Source organism: Aureispira anguillae (genome assembly GCF_026000115.1).
Lineage (GTDB): Bacteria > Bacteroidota > Bacteroidia > Chitinophagales > Saprospiraceae > Aureispira > Aureispira anguillae.
The window spans coordinates 4,947,332-4,972,287 of record NZ_AP026867.1; the positions used below are offsets into that span (position 1 = coordinate 4,947,332).

18 protein-coding genes are annotated in these 24,956 nt (G+C 35.4%); 7 read left to right on the forward strand and 11 right to left on the reverse strand.

Annotated features, from left to right (window positions below):
• The 5 genes from AsAng_RS19360 to AsAng_RS19380 form a co-directional block, all read right to left on the reverse strand.
• Complete coding sequence (locus tag AsAng_RS19360; protein ID WP_264788744.1) at nucleotides 1-936, reverse strand: hypothetical protein; 936 nt, start codon at nucleotides 934-936, stop codon at nucleotides 1-3.
• Between the two features lie 35 nt (nucleotides 937-971).
• Nucleotides 972-2,078 (reverse strand): T9SS type A sorting domain-containing protein, encoded by a 1,107-nt coding sequence (locus AsAng_RS19365; protein ID WP_264788745.1) that lies wholly within the window; start codon nucleotides 2,076-2,078, stop codon nucleotides 972-974.
• Nucleotides 2,079-2,355: 277 nt separating this feature from the next.
• Nucleotides 2,356-3,639 carry a sigma-54-dependent transcriptional regulator gene (locus AsAng_RS19370; RefSeq protein ID WP_264788746.1) on the reverse strand — a complete coding sequence of 428 codons (1,284 nt, stop codon included), beginning with the start codon at nucleotides 3,637-3,639 and terminating at the stop codon, nucleotides 2,356-2,358.
• Nucleotides 3,640-3,954: 315 nt separating this feature from the next.
• Entirely contained in the window at nucleotides 3,955-4,365 is a 411-nt protein-coding gene (locus AsAng_RS19375; protein WP_264788747.1) for a CoA-binding protein, read from the reverse strand.
• Between the two features lie 53 nt (nucleotides 4,366-4,418).
• The gene (locus AsAng_RS19380; RefSeq protein WP_264788748.1) at nucleotides 4,419-6,056 is read right to left on the reverse strand and encodes a sodium:solute symporter family protein; all 1,638 of its coding nucleotides are present in this window, start codon (nucleotides 6,054-6,056) and stop codon (nucleotides 4,419-4,421) included.
• Nucleotides 6,057-6,197: 141 nt separating this feature from the next.
• Between AsAng_RS19380 and AsAng_RS19385 the strand changes: the two genes are divergently transcribed.
• From AsAng_RS19385 to AsAng_RS19395, 3 genes are all read left to right on the forward strand, one after another.
• Nucleotides 6,198-6,944, forward strand: a complete 747-nt coding sequence (locus AsAng_RS19385) for a CDP-alcohol phosphatidyltransferase family protein (protein ID WP_264788749.1) — start codon at nucleotides 6,198-6,200, stop codon at nucleotides 6,942-6,944.
• Between the two features lie 521 nt (nucleotides 6,945-7,465).
• Entirely contained in the window at nucleotides 7,466-8,230 is a 765-nt protein-coding gene (gene map, locus AsAng_RS19390) for a type I methionyl aminopeptidase (RefSeq protein WP_264788750.1), read from the forward strand.
• Between the two features lie 146 nt (nucleotides 8,231-8,376).
• The gene (locus AsAng_RS19395) at nucleotides 8,377-10,239 is read left to right on the forward strand and encodes an ABC-F family ATP-binding cassette domain-containing protein (protein WP_264788751.1); all 1,863 of its coding nucleotides are present in this window, start codon (nucleotides 8,377-8,379) and stop codon (nucleotides 10,237-10,239) included.
• Nucleotides 10,240-10,337: 98 nt separating this feature from the next.
• On the opposite strand, the gene AsAng_RS19400 is transcribed toward AsAng_RS19395, so the two are convergent.
• Nucleotides 10,338-10,853, reverse strand: a complete 516-nt coding sequence (locus tag AsAng_RS19400) for a hypothetical protein (protein ID WP_264788752.1) — start codon at nucleotides 10,851-10,853, stop codon at nucleotides 10,338-10,340.
• 366 nt (nucleotides 10,854-11,219) lie between these two features.
• Here AsAng_RS19400 and AsAng_RS19405 point away from each other — a divergent pair, with 366 nt between their 5' ends.
• The 3 genes from AsAng_RS19405 (at nucleotide 11,220) to AsAng_RS19415 (ending at nucleotide 15,978) form a co-directional block, all read left to right on the forward strand.
• Complete coding sequence (locus AsAng_RS19405; protein WP_264788753.1) at nucleotides 11,220-13,952, forward strand: valine--tRNA ligase; 2,733 nt, start codon at nucleotides 11,220-11,222, stop codon at nucleotides 13,950-13,952.
• Nucleotides 13,953-14,165: 213 nt separating this feature from the next.
• Nucleotides 14,166-15,116, forward strand: a complete 951-nt coding sequence (locus AsAng_RS19410; RefSeq protein ID WP_264788754.1) for a hypothetical protein — start codon at nucleotides 14,166-14,168, stop codon at nucleotides 15,114-15,116.
• Complete coding sequence (locus AsAng_RS19415) at nucleotides 15,088-15,978, forward strand: hypothetical protein (protein WP_264788755.1); 891 nt, start codon at nucleotides 15,088-15,090, stop codon at nucleotides 15,976-15,978. The genes AsAng_RS19410 and AsAng_RS19415 overlap by 29 nt, the downstream gene beginning before the upstream one ends.
• Nucleotides 15,979-16,035: 57 nt before the next feature.
• Here AsAng_RS19415 and AsAng_RS19420 read toward each other — a convergent pair whose 3' ends face one another.
• Together AsAng_RS19420 and AsAng_RS19425 are read right to left on the reverse strand one after the other, a co-directional pair.
• Nucleotides 16,036-18,822 (reverse strand): response regulator, encoded by a 2,787-nt coding sequence (locus AsAng_RS19420; protein ID WP_264788756.1) that lies wholly within the window; start codon nucleotides 18,820-18,822, stop codon nucleotides 16,036-16,038.
• A gap of 288 nt (nucleotides 18,823-19,110) precedes the next feature.
• Complete coding sequence (locus AsAng_RS19425; RefSeq protein ID WP_264788757.1) at nucleotides 19,111-21,483, reverse strand: hybrid sensor histidine kinase/response regulator; 2,373 nt, start codon at nucleotides 21,481-21,483, stop codon at nucleotides 19,111-19,113.
• Between the two features lie 423 nt (nucleotides 21,484-21,906).
• Between AsAng_RS19425 and AsAng_RS19430 the strand changes: the two genes are divergently transcribed.
• Nucleotides 21,907-22,305 (forward strand): hypothetical protein, encoded by a 399-nt coding sequence (locus tag AsAng_RS19430; protein ID WP_264788758.1) that lies wholly within the window; start codon nucleotides 21,907-21,909, stop codon nucleotides 22,303-22,305.
• Between the two features lie 124 nt (nucleotides 22,306-22,429).
• Here AsAng_RS19430 and AsAng_RS19435 read toward each other — a convergent pair whose 3' ends face one another.
• The 3 genes from AsAng_RS19435 to hemH all read right to left on the reverse strand — a co-directional run bounded on the left by AsAng_RS19435 (nucleotide 22,430) and on the right by hemH (nucleotide 24,904).
• Nucleotides 22,430-22,855: a hypothetical protein gene (locus tag AsAng_RS19435; protein ID WP_264788759.1), complete on the reverse strand. Its 426-nt coding sequence runs from the start codon at nucleotides 22,853-22,855 to the stop codon at nucleotides 22,430-22,432.
• Nucleotides 22,856-23,181: 326 nt separating this feature from the next.
• Complete coding sequence (locus AsAng_RS19440; protein WP_264788760.1) at nucleotides 23,182-23,628, reverse strand: hypothetical protein; 447 nt, start codon at nucleotides 23,626-23,628, stop codon at nucleotides 23,182-23,184.
• Nucleotides 23,629-23,887: 259 nt separating this feature from the next.
• Entirely contained in the window at nucleotides 23,888-24,904 is a 1,017-nt protein-coding gene (gene hemH, locus AsAng_RS19445) for a ferrochelatase (RefSeq protein ID WP_264788761.1), read from the reverse strand.
• Nucleotides 24,905-24,956 lie beyond the last annotated feature (52 nt).

The following is a 24,956-nucleotide window of genomic DNA, read 5'->3' on the forward strand; positions in this document are numbered from 1 at the left end:
TTATTTCTTTAGGAGTTTTTGTATCAACTCTTCTTCAAATTTTGTTTGCAAATAGGTTTCTTTATTTTTTTTATCCTTAGGAACCCAATTGTCTATTCGTGCCTTTTGAAGTATTATAGCACTAGATGTCTCATCACCAATCAATTCAATTTTAGTTGTCATTTGATAAACAATCCCTTCCATTTCAAAATTAACGGCATGATAAACGGCTCCTTTTGCATCTAAATAGATAGAATCTACTGTAAAGTGCTTTCGCTCAACAATCTTTTCTTCTTGTTCATAATAAAAGGTATCAAAAACAATCTTCTCATCTGAAATAAAACGCCATAAGGTGTCTTGATCTTCGCCCCAAGAATTGATAAAAAAATCGTTTGCATTATTTAGATAAGGCGAGATGGGCCATTGGGACTCTTTTTCTCTTAGTTGATTAATACGCTCAATTAATAGCCGCTTTGAAATTTCAAAATCATAGCGTTTCTTAATCTCCACATCATGATAATAACTGGTCGCACAGAAGGCAAATAAGGCTCCCAATGCTGGAAAAACAGGAGTTATACTTAGTCGCTTCAACTGTTTTTCTTGAGCTGCTATAAAATAGGCAAAAGGTAAAATTGAAAGCGCTATTAAATCGGTATAATCAACGACACGGCTGATGCTTAAAGGAGTAAAATTATTCCAACCGTTAATAAAGGGCTGACTAAAGGGGGATTTCCAATACACAAATAGGATCGCTGTGATCCAGAAAATTTTCGCTTTAAATTTGGGGAATAATGCTCCCCAAAACAAGACAAAAACAAACAGCCCTGCAACATCCGAAAGTTTGCCTGTTATCCAGTTGTTGTACTGTTCTTTTAAGATAAAATCATTTAATAAAAGTACTCCTAAAGCTCCAACGAACCAATTGGAAATTAATATTTCATAGCTTTTTTGTCTCATTTTTATATGTTAGTTTATCCCTAATATAGGAATAACTAGCCCTGCTTTATGATCTGCACAGCTTCTGTTTTCCCATCCATTGTGATCAAAATAAAATAAATGCCATTGTCTAAGGTAGATAAATCAAACGTATAAGCTGTTTCAACAACCGTTAATTGAGATAAAATAGTTTGCCCTGCTATATTTACCAATTTTAAGTTAATACTGTTAAAAGGTTGATCAATAACAACAGTCGCTTTATCTTTGGTAGGATTAGGATAAGTCAAATGCAAGGTTTGAGATTCTGGGATCAAATAACGATCCAATGTAATGCCACTAATCATTCTAACTTCTCCTGTTCCAAAATCTGATATATAAATGGTGTCTCCTGATGGACTAGCAACAATCCCATTGGGCTGACTAAAGGTAGCTTGATTAATCGCCCCATTCGTTGAACCTTGCCCCAAGCCTGTGTACCAAACCACACTGTCAATAAAAGAAGGGTTTACTTTATATATTTTGTGCTGATTGAAGGTAGTTCCCCACAAAGCGCCTTGTGCATAGGTAATAAATCCCAAATAAGATCCTCCAGGAATGGTTGCTACATAAGCCAACGAATCTTCATACACTTTAAATATTTTTCGATCTCCAAAATTGCCTACATAAAGTTGCCCGTTATCATCATAAGTCAAACCAACTGGACCATTTAAAGGCGCTCCTGCATGAAAAGGGCTTATGCTCCCATCAGGGGCTAATTTCATCAATTGATGCCCAGTATAGGTTGTAAAAATCATGGTGTCGCTATCTAGCTCTTTTATAATCCCAGAAGGATTAGTAACAAAGAAGGTATCTAAATACGTCCCTGTAGAGTCTAACTTATAAATTCGATTTCCAACATTGTCACAAACCAATAAGTTACCTTGAGTATCAAAAGCCAAACCATTGGGCGTGTTTAGACCAACTGCAACAGGGCTAATTTGCCCAGAGGCTGTTACCTTATATACATTAGCACCTTGATAGTGCGATCCATAAACATTTCCTTGCTGATCTGCAAAAAGGGCATCATCAATGCGTTGAGCAGGAGAACTAAAAAAAGTTGAAACCGTTTGTCCCCAAAGACAATGGCTTGCAAATAAAAGAATTGGTAGTAAATAATTTTTCATAATCTAGCTTTTTGGTACTTAAGTAAATTGCATATAAACCTACTTATTGCCTAATAGATATACAAATACAAAAAACTAAATTCCTCAAAAAAAACAGCCCTTTCTCACAGTCTACCAATTATTTACCCAAATACTTCATGGCAATTAAGCTCATGGTTTTAAGATACCAATACCGATCTTCTTTCCTCAAAAAAGTAAAGTCCATTCTAAAAAATTCAGAATGGACTTTATTTTAAATCTATGTTGTTCGATTAGAAATATTAGTGTTCTAACTAAGTTACACATTTGTTTTATTGGCACTGTATTTTTGGTATTCACCAGCTACAAACGCTTGTAATGCTTCCACATTTTCAAACTTATCAAATAGTGCTTTAAGTTGATTATGGCGCTTCATCGTAGGCAAAACAAAACTCTCTACATCAGCATAAGTAATTTGTTGTTCACTTAAAATAATCAAACGCTCTATCACATTTCGCAATTCACGAATGTTCCCCGTCCAATCTACTTCTTGCAATAGTTTGATCGCAGCATCTTCAATTTCTTTTTTCGGGCGACCATATTCATTACAAACCGATTCTATAAAATGATCCACCAATAAAGGAATATCTGCTTTTCTATCATTAAGAGAAGGCACCTGAATGATAATCACGGCTAAACGATGGTATAAATCTTCTCGGAAACGCTTTGCTTCAATTTCCTTTCTCAAATCTTTGTTTGTAGCCGCAATAACCCGTACATCTACTTTAATGTCCTTATCTCCCCCTACACGAGTAATACGTCCCTCTTGCAAAGCACGCAATACCTTTGCTTGTGCCGAAAGGCTCATATCCCCAATTTCATCTAAAAATAAAGTTCCACCATGCGCTTGCTCAAATTTACCAATGCGTTGTTTATGGGCAGAAGTAAACGAACCTTTTTCATGGCCAAACAATTCACTTTCTATCAATTCCGCTGGTATTGCAGCACAGTTTACCTCTACAATTTGATTTTGAGCACGTTCACTTTTCTCATGAATCCATCGAGCAACTAATTCTTTCCCTGTACCATTAGGTCCCGTTACCAAAACCCGTGCATCAGTAGGAGCCACTCGGTCAATCGTTGCTTTGATTTTATCAATTCCCTCAGATTCACCAATAATCGTTTGGATTCCTCCCCCCTTCTTTATTTTTTTCTTTAGCACCTTAGTTTCTTGCACCAAAGAAGATTTATCTAGGGCATTTCGAATCGTAATCAATAAACGATTCAAATCTGGTGGTTTAGAAATGTAGTCAAAAGCTCCTTTTTTTACAGCTTCTACTGCTGTTTCGATATTGCCATGCCCCGAAATCATAATAACAGGAGTATCAGGACTCAATATATTCACTCGTTCCAACAATTCCATGCCATCCATTTTTGGCATTTTAATATCGCAGATTGCAGCATCAAATTTGGTTTTCTTTACCTTAGATAAAGCATCAATACCATCTTTAGCTTCTTCAACTTCGTAGTTTTCCATTTCCAAAATATCTCTCAGGACACTGCGGATACTTGGTTCATCATCTATAATTAGGATCTTTGCCATAATATTTATTTACTATAAAGTTATAGTAGTCTGCCGTTTCTATTTTTATAAAAAAGCGGACTATTGAAGTTATAATACTCCGTGGCTTTTTTGCTTTTTTCACAAAAAAGCATCTTGTATTCAATCGATTATTACATGAACTAACAAAGCTAGGTTATCAATACAATTACCATTTTAAACAGTATACTTATATTAGCCTAATAATCAACTAAATACAACTTTACACGTAGCAATGAAGTTAAGTAGAAGAACTTAACTTGCTATTTTTTGAATCATTTTAGTTCTCAAAATAGTGTTTTTTTTGAACTTTTAGTCCTAGTCTTGCTTAATATTTTCAGGACGATTAAGTACGGTCTTATAGCTACCAACCGATAATAGCACCAAGGTGCAAGCTATTTCTATAATGGTTTCGGGCAGTTCTTTTTTTAAAAGCCCATAAAGTTCGGGATTTTCTGTTCCTGGATTAAAAATCACCCGTTTAGGTTTTAGGCTAAGAATATAATCATAGTATTCTTGCTGAACTTGGGCGTTTAGGTATAAAGTAATGGTATGTACAGCAGCGATTGTAGGGCGGTCGTTCCGAATGGGAATTCCCGCAGTACTCCCCTTTCTGATGCCAACAGGAATTGTTTCAATTCCATGTTCTTGTAATTGTTCTACTGCTCGATACGCATAACGCTGAGGATTCGTAGTTGCCCCTAAGACAACAGTTTTATAGTCATTCATTGGTTATAATTTATGGGCATACGTTGCCCTTTTTACTCAATTATCTAGGCTTCTTATCCATTTTCGCCTTTCAAACCAACCTCTACCAACTGTAATTCTTGGGGAGGAGCTTGTTTTTGAGTCATTCTAGAAACAATAATAATACTTATTAAACCAGAAATCATCGCTAAAGTTCGAAAAGGAAATAAAACAGCGACTCGAACACCATCAAGCATTTCTGCACCTGCATCAATAATTGGATAATTAATAAAAGTAGGAATTCCCAAAGTAGCATCTCCTCCTCCAAAACGCAATACAGCAGCAATAAGCAGTCCTGCTATTGCACCATATTTATTAGCTTTGGGATCAAATAAAGCACAAACCAAGGCAGGAAACAACAAACAATAGACAAAATCACTGCACAAAAACCACAAGGCATAAATACTTTTAACTTGTAATGCAATCAATGTTGCTGCAATTCCTACAATCCAAATACAAGATTTAATTACTTTTGCCAGCTTTTCAGAACTCACCTGAGGATCTAGAATAGGTCGATAGACATTCCAACTTGCCATTGAAGAAGAAGACAAAATGGAAGAATCTGCCGAAGACATCACCGCTGCTGCCACAGCCCCCAAACCTATTGTTGCCACAATAGAAGGGGTCATAGATTTCATCACCATTGGCAAAATCTCAAGACTATTTGCAGGCGTTCCGCCCAAGGTGCTCCAATCTGCTACATTTCCAACTACTCCAATCATAATGGGCGGAATGGCTGCGATCAAACAAACAACACCCGCCAAAATGGATAAATTACGGGCTGTTTTTTCATCTTTGGCAGATAATACCCTTTGAAAATAAACCTGCCACGGTATTCCACCAAAAATCAATAATAAAGCATAATCCCACCAGTTCCAATAATAACTGCCTAAAGCCTCTGTAGAGGGTAGTAAAGATGCTGCTGCTCCAAATTTAACTTGGTAGGCAGCCCATGCGGTATCCCACCCCCCTACAAAATCAAGCGCATAAGGAATGGTTATAAATAATCCCAATAACAATAAAACCATCTGGATTACATCGGTTAAGGCGACCGCCCAAAGCCCTCCCAATGCGGTATACGCAATCGCTATCAATGCAGATAACACAATAGAACTCTGAAAATCAAGTCCCAGCACAACCCCAAAAGTAGATCCCAATGCCGATAAAATTGCTGCCGTCCAAAAAATTTCCCCTGTCAAAGCAGGCAAAAAGAAAAAAGCTGCTACCTTTTCTCCAAATCGTTGTGCCAAAGGGTCTAACATGGTTTTAAATTGGTAACGACGCATTTTTTGGGCAAAGAACAGACCACCAACAATTAAACTCAACGCATAGCCCCAAGGAGCCTGTACCCAAACTAAACCAGAGCTATAAGTTGCTTCTGCTGCTCCATTGATATAGCCCCCTCCTACCCAAGTAGCACTCATGGTAAAAATGGCAATCCACAACGGAATAGAACGTCCTGCCAACATCACTTCTTCTTCACTGCTGTTATCTCCCTTCTGAGCAGCAATGTAACTCCCCATAAAAAAGACCACCCCATAAAAAAAGAGCATGGAGATAAAACCTCCCCAAAAAACCTCATTATTCGTAAAAAAATATAGATACCCCCCCACAGCAGCTAAAAAGCTCATCATAATTGCTGTTGGAACAAATGCTTTAATTGGAATTTTCATTGCGTTAGTAATTAGGCAAATAGATTGGATTAGATTCTAGGCTTATTTAACATTTTATAAAAGTAATAAAAAAATGTAATTCTACTTTTCTAATTTGCAATTACCCAAATATTTGTATTTTGCTTTTTTAAATAAAGAAAGATGGAAAAACAAACAGAATATACCTTTGGGCAAAAAGCAGCAGCTTGGGGCGTTCATGCTTTTACTGCATCGGGAATTGTTGCAGGTTTTTGGGGCATTGTATCGGTTGCTAATGGCGATTTTTTTATGGCTTTTGCCATGCTGTTTTTAACGGTAATTATTGATGGTGTAGATGGGACGTTTGCACGAATTTTTAAGGTGACAGAAGTCTTACCTAATGTATCAGGAAAAACCATGGACTATGTCATAGACTTTGCTACCTATGCCATTATTCCTGCTTTTATCGTCTACGAGGCAGGCTTGATTCCAGAAGATTTGAGGATATGGGCGGCGGCTATTATTCTATTAGTGTCAACCTTATATTATGGCAAAGAAGGTATGGTATCCAGAGATTTATATTTTGTTGGTTTTCCTGTTATGTGGAACTTGGTCGCCTTCTATTTATATTATGTAACCGCTCTGCCTCCTATGGGAAATTTTATTTTGGTAATTGTCTTTGCCATCTTACATTTTGTTCCCATTAAGTACTTGTACCCTAGTCGTACCAAAAAATTTATGAAACTGAATATCTTGGCAACTATTTCGCTGATTGTTAGCAATTTTGTGCTCTTGGTTTTGGTGGAATGGAACTATCAACTGCCAACAGCAATAGGAATCACTAGGATTGTATCGGTTCTGTCTCTATTATATTTTGGGGCTTTGAGCGTTTATCATACTTGGTTTGATCCTGACACCAAGGATATATAAAAAGCTCTTGGCTGAATGCCAAGAGCCGATCAATGTTTAATCAGGGTGGTTTATACCTTTGCCAAAGTTGTTAACACGAATATTCCACAGAGTAAGGCAACTTCAACATAAATTATAAAAACTAAAAGAAGAGTAAGATTTCTCCACTCTACTTTTAGTCCTAAAAACGCTAATTCTTATCAAGTCATATAACTAAAGTTTAACTCATAAACTCAAACGCATCACTTGATCTAAAACCTGACTCTAAAATAAGGCACAAAATATATTTCTTCTTGTCTTTTTCTAGCCATTTCTACACATTCAAAGCTCCAACAAATTCATAAAAAGCTAATAATCAAGACAAACAAACAAAACAAGCTAATATTTCAAGCTTAAACAATTAACTTGGTTCTGCATTTTTAATTTGTATTCTGCTTGCTCACCATTAAATTTTGTATCGAAACCACAGGCATTGATAGATATATCCTATATTTGTTGTTCTTGTCTGCAAGCAAACCATTCAGAAAAATTAAAGAAAAGAAATGTCTATCACTAATGAAAAAGAATTAGAAGGAATAAAGCTAATTAGTTCTGTTGTCGGAATTACGCTAAAAAAAATGAGGGATTATGCTAAAGTTGGCATGTCTACTAAAGAGTTAGACCTTTATGGAAAAAGCATCTTAGAAAGTTATGGCGCTAAATCTGCTCCTAAACTTACTTATCAATTCCCAGGTTGGACTTGCATTAGTGTCAATGAAGAAGTTGCACATGGTATTCCATCCAGTAAAAAGATATTAAATAATGGAGACTTGGTAAACATTGATGTTTCGGCTGAATTAAATGGTTTTTGGGCTGACAATGGGGGCTCCTTTGTTTTGGGAAATGATTTAAATCAATTCTCTCCTTTGGTAAAAGCTTCTAAAGAAATTCTAAAAAAAGCAATCCTACATATCAAACATGGAACAAAAATCTCTGATATTGGTTTTTTGATTGAAACGGAGTCTAAAAAAAGAGGTTTCAAAGTAATTAAAAATTTAGCAGGACATGGAGTTGGTAGAAGCCTACATGAAGCCCCCGAAAACATACTAAATTGTAGAGATCCTTTTAATAAAAAAAGGTTTAAAAAAAACTCTGTGGTAGCAATTGAAACGTTTATCTCTACCGATTCTTCATACGCTGTTGAGTTAAAAGATGGATGGACACTAGTTGGCAATAAAGGTGGATATGTTACTCAACATGAACACACCATCCTTATTACTAAAGATGAGCCCATAATTCTTACTGCATCCAATGAAATTTGGAACTAAGAAGGCCAACCTATATATTTGAAAAACTTAACGCAAAACCGTAGTTTTGACTATTGGCGGGTATCAATCGCTGCTTTTAGACTCACATTACATACGCCATTGTTATTCCAAAGCGCTTTTTGCAAGCAATCATTTACAAATAGATTATGAATTACTTAACGGTCGAAGGGGTTTCCAAATCTTTTGGAGAACGAGTTTTATTTGAAGACATTACTTTTTATATCAATCAAGGGGATCGAGTAGCATTTATTGCTAAAAACGGAACGGGAAAAACTTCTTTGATGGATATTATCATGAAAAAAGAAGAAGCAGATGGAGGAAAGGTCTGGCTGCATCATAAAATTTCGATTGGGTATTTAAGCCAAGATCCGAATCTGGATTTGGAATCTACAGTTTTTGAAGCAGTATACAACTCTGAGAATCCTGTTATGCAAGCTATTTTGGCTTATGAAAAAAGTCTGTCTAATCCTGACGATGTAGAAAGCATGCAAGAAGCGATGTCTGCTATGGACAGGATGCAGGCTTGGGATTATGAATTCAAAATCAAACAAATCTTATCTAAATTAAAGGTAGACTACATGGATCGTAAGGTAAAAATGCTTTCTGGTGGTCAAAAAAAGCGGGTAGCACTGGCAAAAGTGTTGATTGATGCACCTCAATTTTTGATTTTGGATGAGCCGACCAACCACTTGGACTTGGACATGATTGAGTGGCTAGAAGACTATCTCAAACAAGGAAAACATACGATTTTTATGGTCACGCATGATCGCTATTTTTTAGATAGCGTTTGTACTCAAATACTAGAGTTAGACCAACAACAAATATTCAAATATTCGGGTGATTATGGGTATTATTTAGAAAAAAAGGCCGATCGTGAAAATAATTTTGCAGCTACCACCGAAAAAGCTCAAAATCTTTATCGTAAAGAATTAGATTGGATGCGCAGGCAACCTAAAGCTCGTGGAACCAAAGCAAAAGCAAGAATTGATAAATTTTTTGAGGTAGAGAAAAAAGCAAAACGCAAACTAGACAATGATGAGGTCATGTTAGACATTAAGATGACTCGTCTAGGAAGCAAGATTATTGAACTGCACAACATTCATAAAAGCTATGGTGAACATGTCATCCTAAAAGGGTTTGACTATAAATTCAAAAAGGGAGATCGGGTAGGTATTGTCGGTAAAAATGGCGCTGGCAAAAGTACTTTACTGAATATGATGGTTGGCAAAGAAACGGTTGATGCAGGAAAGATTGTCATTGGCGATACCATTGTAATTGGTTATTATACTCAGAGTGGCATGAAACTAAAGGAGGACAAGCGTGTTATTGATGTTGTTCGAGATATTGCCGAGTTCATCCCCATGCACAAAGGACAAAAGCTGACTGCGGTACAACTTTGTGAGCGTTTTCTCTTCGATTCCAAAAAACAACAAACTTACGTTTCTAAACTAAGTGGTGGAGAGCGTCGTCGCTTGTATCTATTGACGATTTTGATGAAAAACCCTAATTTCTTAATTCTGGATGAGCCGACCAATGATTTGGATATTATGACCTTGCAAGTCTTGGAGGAATTTCTCTTAACTTTTCCAGGTTGTATTGTTATTGTTTCTCATGATCGCCATTTTATGGATAAAATTGTAGAACATACCTTTGTTTTGGAAGGAGATGGATTCGTTCGTGATTTTCCAGGCAACTATTCTGCTTACCGAGCAGTTTCCAAGCAAGAAGCGATAGAAACCAAAGCCGAAGAGAAAGAACTGGCTGCTGCAAAACCTGTTGTTAAAACAGCTAGTAAAATTTCTCAGGAAGAACGAAAAGAAGTCAAGCGTTTAGAACGCCAAATCAGCAAGTTAGAAGATCAAAAAACAGCAATTACAGCGCAATTTAACGATACAAATTTAAGCCCTGAAAAAATCGCAGAACTATCTAAAGAACTTAATCAACTCAATGAAAATTTGGAAGAAAAAGAAATGAGATGGATGGAGTTGGTGGATGAGTTGGGTTTATAATACTCCTATCATGCAGTATTTGAAAATTTGAAAATTTGAAAATGTGACAATTGTTGCACATTTTCAAATTTTCAAACAAAACATCCTCTAAGTCGCACTTATTTTTGAGCTTTTACCGCTTCATAAATACGCTCTACCTGTTCTTGCGTAAATGGTTTTCGGCGCCCCGTTGTAGTGCTAAAACTAAACGATTTGTTGCCCTGCACTCGATAATAAGAAAAATTGTAGCACTTGGTCGTATCTCCTGCTGCCTGTACTTCGTAAATAAATCCACAATCCTCTTCTTTTATCATCCGCTGAAAAGTAGTATTCGCTCCTGTTTCAATTTCTCTTTGAGCCTCTGTCGCCAAATCACTACAACTAAGTGCGGTAGCATTTTGGCTATAGATTTGGACATAATAATCGGTTCCTTCCACAATAACATCCTGCATAAAATTATCTGAACGATTGGTTACCTTGGCATCTTCTGGTGTTTGGATCGCAATAGGAATGCCATGCTGTAATAGATTTAATTGCTTGGGAAACAAATCTTCAATAGTAGGCTCTGGAGGTTGACAGGCTACAATTCCCAATAAAATGAAAGTGCCTATAATCAATAAATTGCTCATCTTCATATCTCTCTATTTTTAAGGTTATAATTTATATTTTGTTATTATGAATTGACCGCAAAAACACAAAAAAGGTGCCGTAGACCGTCAACTATTTTTTAGAATCGATCAAGGATATTTCCTCAACAAACTATTGATAGCATAAAATCCTATAATATTATTGAAATGGAATTTCACAAAGGTAAAAAACTTATTAAATTTGTGCTTCATTCTCACAATTAGGGTTTTCTTAAAAAATTGGGAACTTTCTTCCTTGATAAAGAATTATCTACTAATCTAATCTTTCATTTAAGGAACTGAATTGTTATTGCAGTAGTATAAACCAAAGCGAGAATAGAGCACATTCATTAAATTTCTATAAAAAATTCAATCATGACCTTACCAAAGCACTACAATGCAGCAGAAGCGGAGTCTAAATGGTATCAGTATTGGATGGACAAAGGTTATTTTCACTCTACACCAGACGATAGAGAACCTTATACCATCGTAATCCCTCCACCAAATGTAACAGGGGTCTTACACATGGGGCACATGCTCAACAATACCATTCAAGATGTCTTAATCCGCAAGGCCCGTTTAGAGGGCAAGAACGCCTGCTGGGTTCCTGGAACCGATCACGCATCTATCGCAACGGAGGCTAAAGTCGTGAAATTATTACGTGAACAGGGCATCAAAAAAAGTGATATTTCCCGTGAAGAGTTTTTAAAACATGCCTTTGACTGGAAAGACAAATACGGAGGGATGATCCTCGAACAATTAAAAATGTTGGGCGCTTCTTGCGATTGGAAACGCACTCGTTTTACAATGGAGGACAAACTATCCAAAGCAGTTATCAAAGTTTTTGTGGATTTGCACAAAAAGGGCTTGCTCTATAGAGGTCTACGCATGACCAACTGGGATCCCGCAGCTCAAACTGTTTTGTCCAATGAGGAAGTCATTCACAATCAAGAAAATTCCAAGTTGTACCACGTTCGTTACCAAGTAGAAGGCACAACAGACGAATGGGTAACCATTGCAACAACTCGTCCTGAGACAATATTAGCAGATGCAGCAGTAGCAATCCATCCTGATGACGAACGCTATACGCACCTTAGAGGCAAAAAGGTAATTATACCAATGGTTAATCGTGTTGTTCCCATTATTTTTGACAAGTATGTTAAAATGGATTTTGGAACGGGTGCCTTAAAAGTTACTCCTGCTCACGATATGAACGATTATGAAATTGGACAGCGTCATAACCTAGAAGTTATTGATATGCTGCACGATAATGGTCGTCTAAAAGGTCCGTTTTATGTAGGAATGGATCGAGAAGATGCTCGCAAGCAAATTGCGAAAGATTTAAAAGCACAAGGTTATTTGGTTAAAACAGAAAACTACACCAATAGTGTTGGGCGTTCTGAGCGTACGAACTCTGTGGTGGAGCCTAAGTTGACCAAACAATGGTTCTTAAAAATGGATCCGTTTTCTGCTACTGCCCTAAAAGCAGTTGAAGATGGAACCATCAACTTTTTGCCCGAACATATGCTTAATATGTATCGCAATTGGTTGAAAGAAGAGAATGTTAGAGACTGGTGTATTTCTCGCCAATTGTGGTGGGGACAACAAATTCCTGCTTGGTACCTAAAAGAGGATAAGGAGCAGTTCTTTGTTGCTGAATCGGCAGAAGAGGCACTGCAACAAGCTCAAGAAAAACTAAATAATCCCAACCTAAGTCTAGAGGATTTGGAGCGAGAAGAGGATGTAGTAGATACTTGGTTTTCGTCTTGGTTGTGGCCAATGTCTGTTTTTGATGCCTTTGAAAATCCAGAAGAAATGAAATATTACTACCCTACCAATGTTTTGGTTACGGGGTGGGACATTATGTTCTTTTGGGTAGCTCGTATGGTTATGGCGGGCTATGAATGGGCTCCTGAGTTATTGGGTGAAGAAATTGCTCAAGAAAAGGGCATTCATCCGTTTAAGCATGTGTACTTTACTGGGATGGTTCGAGATCGTTTGGGGCGCAAAATGAGTAAATCATTGGGCAACTCTCCTGATTCTATCGAATTGATTAAGAAATATGGTGCAGATGGTGTTCGTTTTGGAATTCTTTCTGCTGCTGCTGCTGGTGGGGATGTCATTTTTGATGCTCCATTTACAGACAAAACCAATACCAGTATTCAAAATGAATCTGACCTTTGTAATACAGGTAGCAAATTCTGCAACAAACTATGGAATGCTTTAAAATTGCTTAAAGAGTTGCCTGTTACCGATAAACCTGCCAATGATAAAATTGCTAAGATCAATGCTTTTGCCATAAAATGGTTAGAGCAAGAGTATAATAAGACCTTAAATGCTATCGAAAAAGGGTTTGAAAGTTACCGATTATCAGAAGTGGCTAAAACGCTGAAAAATTTCATTTGGGGAGATTTTTGTTCTTGGTATTTAGAAATTATCAAGCCAGATTATCAACAGCCTATTGATCGAGCGACCTTGGATACAACCATTGATTTCTTTGAGAAATTTATGACCTTGTTGCATCCTTTTATGCCTTTTGTTACCGAAGAAATTTGGGCACATTTAAGAGATAATCGTGCCGAGGGGGATGATTGTACGCTTAGCACTTGGCCTACGGCTGGTGCCTTTGATGAAACATTCTTATACAATACGAGTATTATGAAAGACCTAGTGTCTGCTATTCGTGATGCCCGAAATAAGAATCAATTGTCGGCTAAAGCACCTTTGGACTTGCTGATTAAGGATACGCCTGCTGCTCATTCGTTTTTGGCAGAGGATGGAATCAAAGCAACCATAGAAAGAATTGCGTTCCTCAAAAGTTTGAATTATACCTCAGAAGAACAACATGAAGGGGCTGCTTTTATTGCAGGTACAGAGCAGTATTATCTATTGTTTGAGAAAAAGGTTGATGTAGCTGCTGAACGCAAAAAATTAGAAGCAGAGCTAAAGCAAAAACAAGGTTTTGTTATGGGAATCGAAAAGAAACTCAGCAACGAACGTTTTGTTAATGGCGCACCTGCTGCTGTGATTGAAAGAGAACGCAAAAAACTAGCAGATGGAAAAGCTAAAATTCAGCTTTTGGAAGAAAGTTTAGCGAAGTTAAATTAGGTTTTTATCAACCATACCTAAATGTATATCACAGGGCAATCTCAAAATTTGGGATTGCCCTGTTTTTTTATGTAAAATAGTTTAGCACAAATTAAAACAACTTACATACTCTAATACAAACACTTACAAAACAATTACTTTCTTATTTTTACTACATTGTTTTCTCTATTTTGATTACCATCTTGATTAATAGTATATCAATTAGAACAGCAAATGAGCTTTGAACAGACCTACAGAGAAAATAATAAAGAATCAATAAATACAAAACAGCAAGAGGTAGTAGATCAAACAATAGAACAAGAGTTCAGCGACCAAAGTCCTGAAGCTATACAGATGAGGCAATTACAAGATCATATTGATAATAGTCTTCATACCTTGCAACTAAAACAGTGGATAACAGCTATAACTGTCCATGAACTCGCTGCATTATTTGGTGATTCCCCTCAAAAGGAGCCTAAAACAGATCAAATAACTAAAAATGATTCTATCCTATTTCCTGTAGACGATGATGGGCAATCTGAGGCGTATTTTAATCGAATATATCAATCTGCGAATCCAACAACCAGAGCTAAATTAGATTTACTCAAAGCTAGTTCGATCAACTATGAAATTAATACCAATGTTTGGGTAGGCGATATGTTAGATCCAAACGCTGAAGCTCACTCTGTTTATGATTTTAGTATTAGTGCCTTTGTTATTAGCATCAAAAGGGGGTTATCTGAATCTGAAATCATTCAATCTTTAGGAGATGAATTAGAACATGCCTATCAGTTTGAAATTGGTAGAATTGGCTATGAAAAATTACAAGATGGTAGCAGTCAAGTCTTCTCTTATGACATGCAAGATGAGATAGATTCTAAAAAAGCTGCTATACTAGCTTTAGCAAGGGTTAATGCAACAGAAAACAAAAAAATGCAAAGAAGTGCTATGCATCAGAGTTTTATAACCGCATTAAAAGAAGGAAACAGTGGTATTCAAGCATACTTTGAAAAATATATTGGATATACCTTTGATGGTTTCAACATCCCTCAAAAACAAATGCTTGCTCTAGATCAAGAACAAGATCTAAAAACTAGATTTGAAAAAGGAAAAAGTAATGGTTATATTTTTAGACAAAAAGAAGCATCAGATAATTATGCAACTACAAAAATTGAGAGCGATTAGCTATTTATTCATATTACTCTTAATCGTTTGGAGAACCATAGATTTACAAGGGCAACATATTATAAAAACAAAAAAAAAGAAGTCAAAGCGAATCATTTTAGGTTTTGATAAACATGGAAAATGTACCAGCGATACCTCATTTTTATTCAAATTTACGAAACAAGAACTAAGACATACCAATAAAGGTGAACTCTATCATTTATGGAAGAATGAGATGGCTTTAGGAACTATTTACTATTTGCAGAAACGTACCCTTGATTCCTCTTGCAATTTTCAATTAAGCAAGCCTCATTGGTGCAATCAATTCTTTTTTAACAAAGCACTTAAACAAGGAAAATATATAAGACTAAGGAAAAAAGGCATCGTCCTTTTATTTAAGGATGGAAGTAGGTTAAAAATTAGCTACCAACAGCTAGACCAACAACTTTTGCAAGATATATTAGAACAAAAACGTCTTGGTATAAAAGCAGAAAAAATAAAAGACACCTGTTTCATTAAAGGTGTTTGTAAAGACAAACAGACCATTTGTGACACTTTATATTTAGATAATTTTAGCGATTACAAAGTCCAAGAACTGTATAATCATGAACTATATTATCTATGGAAGGATAAGCGATCTCCTTCTGAGACATATTACTTGCAGAAGTGTATCCTTGATTCTAACTGTCAATTTCAATATGGCAAAATCCATTATTGCCAACAAATGTTTTTTGATAAAAAACTCAAAAAAGGAAACTATATGATTTTTAGAAATAGAGGTATTCTAATTTTATTTGAAGATGGAAGCAGACATAGCATTTCGTTTCAGCAACTAGATCAAACACTCCTACAAGATATACTAACAATAGAATCTATTGATTAATAAACTAAACCAAGCAACAATGCAGGTCAAATAACAACGTCCTACCTAACTATTTATTTATCTAAAGTATTCGGAAGGTTTTTTACCAAAACGAGTACTATAGTTTTTAGAGAAATGACGAGTAGACATAAAGCCAATGGAATAAGAAACTTCTTTGACGGTACTACACGCTCCATCTTCCAACAAGCGCCTTGCTTCTTGCAGACGAATTTCATTAATAAATTTGAGTGGTGTTAAGCCCGTATAAGATTGCATAAATCGATACAACTGTCGTTTACTAACCGCTAATGCCTTCGCCAAGTCATCAACAGCAAACTCTGTTTCATCAATATTCTCTAGCACCACTTCACGAGCACGCTCAATTTTTTCTCGGTGCAAGATAGATTCTTTAGCAGCCCTAGTTGACGTTGAAGCAGTAACATCATCCGTTGCATGATTACTTATGCTTTCGGAAGCCTCCGCCTCCTCTTTATTTTTCCAAGTCTTACGTGTTTTAGAATTTTCAATTAAATTTTTGACATGGATGGTCAATTCATCAACAGAAAAAGGCTTGGTTAAGTATTCATCTACCCCAATGGTTAATGCCTTTAGTTTACTAGCTTCACTAGATTTAGCCGTCAAGACAATAACAGGCAAGTCCCCTCCCCAGCTCTTAGCTTTTATGTGTTTTAACAGTTCGTAACCATCCATTTCTGGCATCATCAAATCTGTTATCACTAAGTCAAAGCGAGCTGGATCTTTTTCTAATATTTTAAGCCCAACGGCTCCATTTTCGGCTAATTCAACCGCATAACTAGTTCCCAATACCAACTTAACAAAAGCAGCCATATCTCTGTTATCTTCCACAATTAGTATGGTCGGTTTTCCAGTATCAACAGCAGCACTGACGATTTCTTTTTGCCCCTCAACCAGCTGTTCTTCTTGCGCTCCAACAAGCGGTTTTGTTAACATTTCTTCCTCTTGAATAGCAACGACAGCATCAATGTTGTCTACTTGAATTCTAGGCATAGAGAACGTAAAAGCAGTTCCTTCTGAAAGTATGCTGGTTACCCCAATTTTAAACCCTTGCAACACGGCCAATTCTTGCGCCAATGCCAAACCAACACCAGAACCTGAAGCATTTGATTTTTTAGCACCTTTTGTTTGATAAAAACGTTCAAAAACATGTGGTAAATCCTCTTCTCTTATGCCAATTCCCGTATCTCTAACCTCTATATTTATGTTATCTCCTGCATCAACAACAGATAAAATGATTTGGCCACCATCTAAGGTATATTTAAAAGCATTGGACAATAAATTGTTGATGATTTTTTCCATCTTGGAAGTATCAAACTCTAAGATCAAATTTTGGTCAACATTATAAACCAATTTATAGTCAATATTTCGATAAGTAGTTTGTACTTTGAAGGTATCATAAATGCCATGAATGAAGGAATACAAGTGATTTACTTGTGGCCAAACCTCTAGTTTATTAGAATTTAGTTTTGCCAGATCCATAATATCATCCACATACTGCAAGACCTTTTCGCTATTTCTCAATACCATATTCAAAGAATTTCGCGTGTCTTTTTCGACCCATGCCCCAGAAGGTTGTTTTAATATAGCAGATACAGGCCCCACAATTAAGGATAAAGGAGTACGAAATTCATGAGAAATATTTGTAAACAAACGATTTTTGGCAAATACTGCTTGTTCAGCAGTTTCTTTAGCCTTTTTGAGTTCTTCCTCATACTTTTTTTGCCTTCTTTTTAGGCGAATATTTTTGATGATAGAACCATAAGTTGATAAGAAAGGAGCAAGCATTTGCACTAAATCATCTTGATATCCTACCTCATTGGCTACCCCTACCATTCCTACAATTGCATTATCATATACAATAGGAAACCCTAGAAAAGCGGTCAATTTGGACTGGTTATTAGGAACTTGATCTGAAAGAATGTAGGTTTTTTCTTTTAAAATGGTATTTAATAAGGGTTGAAACTTAGATTCTCCTCCTTCTTTCCAATTGTCATCTTCCAATAGATTACTATTCTTAAGCATTCCACCGCTGTCCATTGCTGCAAATGTCTCTAGCGAGAAGGTACCATCATCAGAAGACACAACTTCTCCAATAAAACCATATTGACTTTCTGTAATTGAGAGCAATTGTTTTAGCAAGGTATCAAACGAATTTTCGAGTTTTTGTTCTAATAAAAAACTAGATTGCAACTCTTTGAGCGTTGCCAATAAATCTCTATGTTTTTCGATGCTTTGTTTTGCCAAAGCCAATTCTTTCGTTTTTCGGCTAGATATTTTTCGTTCTTCTTCATAAACCCTTCTCATCGATCGTGTTGCCAAGACAATCAGTGTAACTAAACCTATAAGCACACTACATTTATCTATTACCTGAACAATATTGTCAGAGGGATAAGCAACCACCCAAGAAGGGTTCATTTGCTCCAATAAGATTGTAAAAAAGGTACTTAGTATAATTGTAATCCCTATTTGCCAATATTGCTCCCTAACATCTAAAGCTATATAAATAACTAAGAGCGTTAAGTTAAAAGAAATTACAGGTCCTCCAACGCCACCTGTGCCAAACCACAATAGGACAAAACTAATTTGAGTTAGAAAAATTCCTGGCCAAAAAAAAACGGTCAGATCTTCTTTGTCCTTAGCAGCAAAATAAAGCCCCACAATCGTACACCCCATCAAAATATCGGCAATAACAGGCAACCAAGAAGTAGCAATGAATAGATTCGTAATTAGCCGAATCAGAACAATACAAAAACTGTAAAAACAAATAGAACGAAATAACTTTTTATTCGCCTGATGATAAAGAGTGTCTGTAGTAGTTTGTATCATAATTAACGCGCTTAGTGAGTACGGGTTATTAAAATGGGGATACTAATCAAATAAACAAGCCTCCAATATAATTGGTTTTTGTGACATTTTCAAACCCCTTTTTGTACTAAAAAAAAGAAATAACTTAATAGAAGATAGTCATTTAAGTTTAGTTATAGAAAAACTCCTTGATATAAAATCTTAGACTAAATAAAATGTACTAAAAAAAAGTCTATTAGAGTTTTCTAATAGACTTTTAAAAAGTATGCCAAAATAAGATTTTGTGAAAAAAATGTTAAAATTAAAATGCTAAGATTTCCAGCCCTGTCTTACTTTGTGGTTCTTAATTAAGTTTTTAATACTAGCCATCAATTCATCTACAGAAAATGGCTTTGTCAGATATTCGTCTACCCCTATTCTCAGTGCGTTAAGGCGGCTATCTCTTTGATTCTGAGCCGTCAAAACAATTACTGGCAGATTATAGCCCCAAGAAGAAGATTTTATATGCTCCAATAACTCCATCCCATCCATTTCTGGCATCATCAAATCTGTTATCACTAAGCTAATATCAGAAGCATTCTGTTTTAAAACACTCAAGCCCTCCCTTCCATTCTCTGCTAAAATAATTTCATACTCCTTATTGAGGATATTATTGAGGAACAAACGCATATCATAATTATCTTCCACTACTAATATAGCGTTTTTGCTCTTGTCTAAAATAGAGACTTTAGTCTGTTTAGAAGACAACGAACTTGTTGTTATAGCAGGTTCTTGTTGTTTATCAAAATGATTGGTTATATCCTGTTGTGGGAGTATAAAAGAAAAACAAGACCCTTTGGACAGATCACTAACCACCTTGACTTCTAAACCTTGTATATCGGCTAGCTCCTTAACCAAAGCCAAGCCAACACCCGTCCCTGAAAAAATGGTTTCATTTTCTTTTTTTACTTGATAAAAACGATTGAAGATATAAGGCAAATGTTCTGAAGGAATGCCTATTCCTGAATCACAAACTTGTATTTCAATGCCTTGGTCTACACCTTTTACCAGCAGTTTTACCATTCCGTTATCTTTAGTATATTTAAAAGCATTGGATAGTAAATTGCTCAAAATCTTTTCTATTTTTTGAGCATCCAAATTCAACAAGATTCCTTTATTGACCTCATATTCCAAGGTATAACTAATATTTCTATGTGCAATCTCTGTTTTGAATAAGGTATAGATATTTTCAATAAATGGAAATAATTCCACTTTTTGTTTAGTCACGACCAATTTGTTGGAGTTTAGTTTTGCCAAGTCCATAATGTCTTTTATGTACTCCAACATTTTATTGCCATTCTTCTGCATTATACTCAAATAACTGTGAAGTTCCTCTCTTGTCAATTCGCCTTTGGATCGTTTCAACATCATATCAATCGGTCCCATTATTAGAGACAAAGGCGTACGGAGTTCATGCGATATATTGGTTAAAAACTGAGATTTGAGTCGATTGGAATACTCTGCCAATTCCTTGGCCTCTTTCAGTTCATTTTCATATTCTTCTTGCCTTCTTTTAAGTCGAATATTTTGAATAATAGAACCATACGTAGACAAAAATGGAGATAAAATATGCACTAAGGCTTCATTATATCCTCCCTCTCTATTGGCAATTCCAATAACACCAATAGTTTTGTAATTATAAGTAACAGGAATTCCCAAGAAATTATTTAGATTAAATTGCTCCAGAGAAACCCCACGTCGTTCCAACATTGATGGCTGATTGGCAATAACGTAATTATCATACTCTATTATGTAATCAAATAGTAATTCTAGGTTGGCGTTTTTTGTAGCTTGATTAACTTGATTTTGGTACAATACTGTTGTTTCTTGGTTGTGTATTAAATCTAAAAATGCATGCGTCTTTAAATAAGGTTGCCCTTTCTCTTCCATTACCTCCCCCACAAAACCAAACTTACTATTTGTGATTTTGAGCAATTGAGCCAACAAGTTGTTAAAAGCATCTTTTAAATCCTCCTCCAAGAAAAAATCAGACTGTAAATCTTTTAGCATGGCCAAAAGATCTCTTCTTTGTTCAGCTTCTTTTCTAGCAAGATCCAACTGATTGGCCTTTTCTTCTGATTTCTTCCACTCTTCTTCCAATCGTTGATTAACAAAGTCAAGTACCATTGTTGTTACCCCAATAATGCAAATGGTAATCATGGTATAATCAATCCAACGCCCAGTTGATTCAAAATTATCCCACCACACAGGATTTAATTGAATCAGTAAGACCAACACAACAGCCAACAAAACACTTCCTAATGCTATTTTAGGATAAGAGTTTTGCCTAGAATAAAGTGCATAAAACAGCACAATTAGCAAATAGATGGGAGCAATAATACTTTCCATAGAGTTGTAACTCAGCCACAAAACAAGCACCATTATTTGAGTAGTAATGATAAAGGGCCAAGTTAAAGCTGGATATAACTTCCTATAACTAGAAAAATAATAAAAACAAAATAAGACTACCATCAAACAGCCATCCACCAAAATCGAAGTTAAACTGTTTCCCGAAAAGGAATGTGTGATCAATCTTACTCCTACTGCAAGACCAGTTGCTAGGTAATTTAAATGAAATAATTGTTCTATGGAGTTTGTTATCTTTGTTTTTTTCTGTGTGGTATCTTTTTTATTTTGACTCATAAAGTTAATTGATATATTATCTTTTATCAAGATACATTGATTTTAGGGAAAAAACTTTCATAGATTATTAAACTTTCATTATAGTCATAATTTGGCAAGAATCTCCCCCCCTTTGGCAAAAATGAGACCTAAGCAATTCAAAAAAAACTTCATATGCACAAAAGTGCCATCTTTATTAATAATAAAAATTGGCAAGAATGAACTATACTATTAAATATAATTATAAGAACTTAGACATACTCCACAAATATTGACACCCAACCACATACCAAGCAAATCCCTTTACTTGATTTCTTTAATCATTTCATATTACTAAAAAAAGAGTGATGAATAAAAAACAAGTAACAAAACCATTTTTTTTTAGAGATTGCAGTCTAAGACAACTCTAAACAATACACCATTGATATAAGAACATTTTCCATTATGAAATACATCTTATTCCTATTTTTAGTAATGCCTTTTTTTGTTTGTTCGCAGGTCTCCAAATCCATTAATCAAACCTTCAGCATTAATAATGCCGAATCTGTAATCATCAACTTAAATTCTTCTAATATCAGTATAAAATACATTGAAGGAACCCGAATATTAGTAGAAACTCAAGTCAAAATGCACCTTAATAACGCTCGCTTATCAGATTTTTTAATACAACAAGGGCGTTATGATTTAACAAAAGAAATCAATCCCAATACCCGTTGTTTGACACTGAAACACCAAAAAGAAAGAGATCTTATTATTATAAAAGGAGAAATGCTAAACGAGGAGATTTCTTATACAATTTATATTCCAAATAAAATTGCTGTTGTAAATTTAGCAAAAAAATAGTTTTATATCCATATAATCAAAGAAGCCATCAGAATTACTTCTGACAGCTTCAATGCTTTTATAGTGCCTTTTTAAACTCGGATCCTTTTCCTTGTTGTTCTCTTTTTCTTTTCAGAGAACTCTTTTACATCGTTGTCTTCTCTAAAGCGACCGTTTCTTTTACAACGATTTCATAGCCCTTAGGTATACTCACCTTAACGTTAAAAACCTCTATCAATTCTACCCCTTTTACAGTAACACGATTCTCAATATTAGGCATTGTGATGGTTAACGTATTGGTTGATTTATCCAATTGAGTAGACAAACTATAACGACCAACAATTACTAATTGTTTCGCTATGTTTTCGTTCATGTTCTCAATTTCCAAATTTGTTGTTACTCGAACAAAATCATTGTCCCACTCTGTTACCTCTACCTCTCCTGGCAACATAACAACTGCTGTAGTTGATCCTTCTAATGCAACAGACTTTACTAAGGTCTTTTCTACTTGCGCATTTGTTGTACTAATAAAGCCTAAAGCCAAGATTAGAAATGCTATTAAATTTTTCATTATTTTATATTCTATTATTTTTTATATGTCTTTCTCTATTGATGCCACAAAGGTAAGTTGGTTTTTTCAATAAAGCAAGCTTTGAAACAAAATAAAATTTTGAAAAACAAAGAATTAAAAACACAAAACAAAATAAAAAATTACAATATTAATTTTAACAAAAATTAAAAACACAAAATGAAGTAAAAACGACACAATATTTTTTTGTTTTTTTTAAGATCAAAATTAAAAAAATTGCCTAAAAAAAAAAGAACACTATAAAGTTTAACTGACTGTTGTCAAACCATATAGTGCTCCTGTATAACGTTAAAAAAGAAAGAAAGAATTTAAAGTTCACCTAATTTAGCCTTAGCATAACTCATATTAGAATTTGAACCTTCTTTAACTAGAATATTATACCCTTTAGGGACATTTACCTCAAAACTATACCGCTCTATCAAATCAACCCCTTTTATGGTAACAAAATTAGTAGTGTTGGGCATTGTAAGCACCATCATTTTTCCATATTTATCTTTTTTTGCTTCTAAATTATATCTACCAATTATCATTAGACGCTTAACAATGCTTTCTCCCATGTTCTCAACATCCAGTGTAGTTGTTACACGAAGGTATTTTTCCTCCCATTCAGTTACAGTTACATTGCCAGGCAACATAATATAAGCAGTATGCGTTTCTTCTAAATCAACGCTTTTTGATAATGTTTTTGTCAGTTGCGCATTAGTAAGCACAACCAAACTAAAAACAAAAATTAATGATGTAAATATTTTTTTCATAATTTTTATATTTTGATGTACTAATCTAAAATCCCAAAGCAACACAACTTTAAACTTCAGCCTTCATTATCAATAAGATACAGTTAATATTTAAAACGAGAAATAATGCTATTTGTTCCGTTTTTTAATCTTTTTATCAAAATCGCATAAAAATCCCCCCTATAACATCCAAATAGGCGTTCTGTGGCAATAGATTCCCTTGGAAAGGAATAACGATTTTCCAATCCATGAATACTAATCCATTCGATAATAACGTGTATTAAGCTTCTAAAATAATATTTTTAAGTGCTTTTACCCAAGCAGGATGAGCATTTAAGCTTCTTACTAATTGTACGCACTCTCCGCCCATTTTTTCAAATTCTTCTTGATACTCCACGCCGATCTCAATCACCGTTTCTAAACAGTCTGCTACAAAAGCAGGACAGAAGCAAATGAGTTTTTTATCTCCTAACTCAGCTCGTTTTTCTAAAATATCTGAGGTGTAGGGCTCCACCCAAGGATCTTTTCCCAGTCTAGATTGAAAGCAAGTTGTGTATTTCTCCTTTTCAATTCCTAATGCTGCTGCCAATGCTTTTGTGGTTGCATAACATTGGGCACTATAGCAAAACTGGTTTTCATCTGTGAGTTGCGCACAACAATTTTCTTTTTTCTGGCAATGGTTATTTGACCTATCGGCCTTTTCTAATTGCCTAACAGGCAATCCGTGGTAAGAAAACAAAACATGATCGTACGAATTGAGGTCATGTTCCTTTGCGCATTCAACAAAAGCATTGATAAAATCAGGATGATCTTGAAATGAATTGATAAACTTCAAAGGAGGAATGGCTTGTTCTTTAGATAGGACTCGCATGACTTCTTCATAAATAGATCCTGTACATGCTGATGAATATTGGGGAAATAAAGGAACAATAACTAGCTCCCGAATATTTTGTTGCAATAGGTTCTGAATGGCAACTTGTATAGAAGGGCTCTGATAACGCATGGCTAGCTCAACCAGATACTCATCGCCCATTTCAACTTGCAATAAATCTTTTAATTGATAGCCATAAACCTTAAGGGGCGAACCTTCTTCTGTCCAGAGCTCTTGATAGAGTTCAGAGGCTGGCTTAGAACGAAATGGAGCAATGATCCCACGCACCAACAAATTACGCTGAACAGCAGGAACATCAATCACTCTAGGGTCCAATAGAAATTCTTTAAGATAACGGTAAACAGCACCTCTGCTTGGTTCATCTGGTGTTCCTAGATTGACTAATAAAATCCCCTTCTTTCCCATTTTAATATGTTTCTTGTTGTTTAATTTTTTAAATTATCCGTAAAAAGCTTGG

Excerpts from the sequence above, each read along its gene's own strand:
- AsAng_RS19360 (WP_264788744.1), bottom strand. The coding sequence starts at position 936 with ATGAGACAAAAAAGCTATGAAATATTAATTTCCAATTGGTTCGTTGGA.
- AsAng_RS19365 (WP_264788745.1), bottom strand. The coding sequence starts at position 2,078 with ATGAAAAATTATTTACTACCAATTCTTTTATTTGCAAGCCATTGTCTT.
- AsAng_RS19370 (WP_264788746.1), bottom strand. The coding sequence starts at position 3,639 with ATGGCAAAGATCCTAATTATAGATGATGAACCAAGTATCCGCAGTGTC.
- AsAng_RS19375 (WP_264788747.1), bottom strand. The coding sequence starts at position 4,365 with ATGAATGACTATAAAACTGTTGTCTTAGGGGCAACTACGAATCCTCAG.
- AsAng_RS19380 (WP_264788748.1), bottom strand. The coding sequence starts at position 6,056 with ATGAAAATTCCAATTAAAGCATTTGTTCCAACAGCAATTATGATGAGC.
- AsAng_RS19385 (WP_264788749.1), top strand. The coding sequence starts at position 6,198 with ATGGAAAAACAAACAGAATATACCTTTGGGCAAAAAGCAGCAGCTTGG.
- map (WP_264788750.1), top strand. The coding sequence starts at position 7,466 with ATGTCTATCACTAATGAAAAAGAATTAGAAGGAATAAAGCTAATTAGT.
- AsAng_RS19395 (WP_264788751.1), top strand. The coding sequence starts at position 8,377 with ATGAATTACTTAACGGTCGAAGGGGTTTCCAAATCTTTTGGAGAACGA.
- AsAng_RS19400 (WP_264788752.1), bottom strand. The coding sequence starts at position 10,853 with ATGAAGATGAGCAATTTATTGATTATAGGCACTTTCATTTTATTGGGA.
- AsAng_RS19405 (WP_264788753.1), top strand. The coding sequence starts at position 11,220 with ATGACCTTACCAAAGCACTACAATGCAGCAGAAGCGGAGTCTAAATGG.
- AsAng_RS19410 (WP_264788754.1), top strand. The coding sequence starts at position 14,166 with ATGAGCTTTGAACAGACCTACAGAGAAAATAATAAAGAATCAATAAAT.
- AsAng_RS19415 (WP_264788755.1), top strand. The coding sequence starts at position 15,088 with ATGCAACTACAAAAATTGAGAGCGATTAGCTATTTATTCATATTACTC.
- AsAng_RS19420 (WP_264788756.1), bottom strand. The coding sequence starts at position 18,822 with ATGATACAAACTACTACAGACACTCTTTATCATCAGGCGAATAAAAAG.
- AsAng_RS19425 (WP_264788757.1), bottom strand. The coding sequence starts at position 21,483 with ATGAGTCAAAATAAAAAAGATACCACACAGAAAAAAACAAAGATAACA.
- AsAng_RS19430 (WP_264788758.1), top strand. The coding sequence starts at position 21,907 with ATGAAATACATCTTATTCCTATTTTTAGTAATGCCTTTTTTTGTTTGT.
- AsAng_RS19435 (WP_264788759.1), bottom strand. The coding sequence starts at position 22,855 with ATGAAAAATTTAATAGCATTTCTAATCTTGGCTTTAGGCTTTATTAGT.
- AsAng_RS19440 (WP_264788760.1), bottom strand. The coding sequence starts at position 23,628 with ATGAAAAAAATATTTACATCATTAATTTTTGTTTTTAGTTTGGTTGTG.
- hemH (WP_264788761.1), bottom strand. The coding sequence starts at position 24,904 with ATGGGAAAGAAGGGGATTTTATTAGTCAATCTAGGAACACCAGATGAA.